The sequence below is a fragment of the Pseudomonas sp. FSL W5-0203 genome (genome assembly GCF_001896155.1).
GTDB lineage: Bacteria > Pseudomonadota > Gammaproteobacteria > Pseudomonadales > Pseudomonadaceae > Aquipseudomonas > Aquipseudomonas paracarnis.
Window position 1 is genome coordinate 1 of record NZ_MPOR01000091.1, and the last position, 1,230, is coordinate 1,230.

A 1,230-nucleotide genomic window follows, 5' to 3' on the forward strand; every position below is an offset into this window, starting at 1 on the left:
GGTGAAATTCGACGCGCAAACCCTGACTTACGGTGAACTGGATCGCCAGGCCAACCGCCTGGCCCATGCCTTGATCGCCCGTGGCGTCGGCGCGGAAGTGCGGGTGGCCATCGCCATGCCGCGCAGTGCCGAGATCATGGTGGCGTTCCTGGCGGTGATGAAAGCCGGCGGTGTGTATGTGCCGCTGGATATCGAATACCCACGTGATCGCCTGCTGTACATGATGCAAGACAGCCGTGCGCAACTGCTGCTGACTCACAGCCGGGCGTTGCAGCAACTGCCAGTCCCCGAGGGTCTGGATACTCTGGCGATTGATCGCACCGAAGAATGGGCCGGTTACAGCGATACGGCACCGGATGTGGCTCTGGATGGCGACAACCTCGCCTACGTGATCTACACCTCCGGCTCCACCGGTTTGCCCAAGGGCGTGGCGGTGTCACACGGCCCGCTGGTGGCGCATATCATTGCCACTGGCGAGCGTTATGAAACCTCACCGGCCGATTGCGAACTGCACTTCATGTCCTTCGCCTTCGACGGCTCCCACGAAGGCTGGATGCACCCGCTGATCAACGGCGCCAGCGTGTTGATCCGTGATGACAGCCTGTGGCTGCCGGAATACACCTATGAGCAAATGCATCGCCACAACGTGACCATGGCGGTGTTCCCACCGGTGTACCTGCAACAGTTGGCCGAACATGCCGAGCGCGACGGCAACCCGCCGGCGGTGCGGGTGTACTGCTTTGGCGGTGATGCGGTGGCCCAGGCCAGCTATGACCTGGCGTGGCGCGCGCTGAAACCCAAGTACCTGTTCAACGGCTATGGCCCGACGGAAACCGTGGTCACACCGCTGTTGTGGAAGGCACGCAAGGGCGACCTATGTGGCGCCGTCTACGCGCCCATCGGCACTTTGTTGGGTAACCGCAGTGGCTACGTGTTGGACGCGCAGCTGAACCTGCAACCTATCGGCGTGGCCGGCGAGTTGTACCTGGGCGGCGAGGGCGTGGCCCGGGGTTATCTGGAGCGTCCGGCGTTAACCGCCGAACGCTTCGTGCCGGACCCGTTCGGCAAGCCCGGCAGTCGCGTGTATCGCAGCGGCGACCTGACCCGTGGGCGTCCGGATGGCGTGGTGGATTACCTGGGGCGTGTGGACCATCAGGTGAAGATCCGCGGTTTCCGTATCGAACTGGGGGAAATCGAAGCGCGCTTGCGTGAGCAAACCAGTGTCGGTGA

Annotated in this window: 1 protein-coding gene; it reads left to right on the forward strand. The window is 63.2% G+C overall.

The genetic code is table 11. The features are described from left to right. On the forward strand, positions 1 to 1,230 hold a 1,230-nt coding region (locus BOP96_RS29110), incomplete at both ends, for an amino acid adenylation domain-containing protein (RefSeq protein ID WP_138726261.1).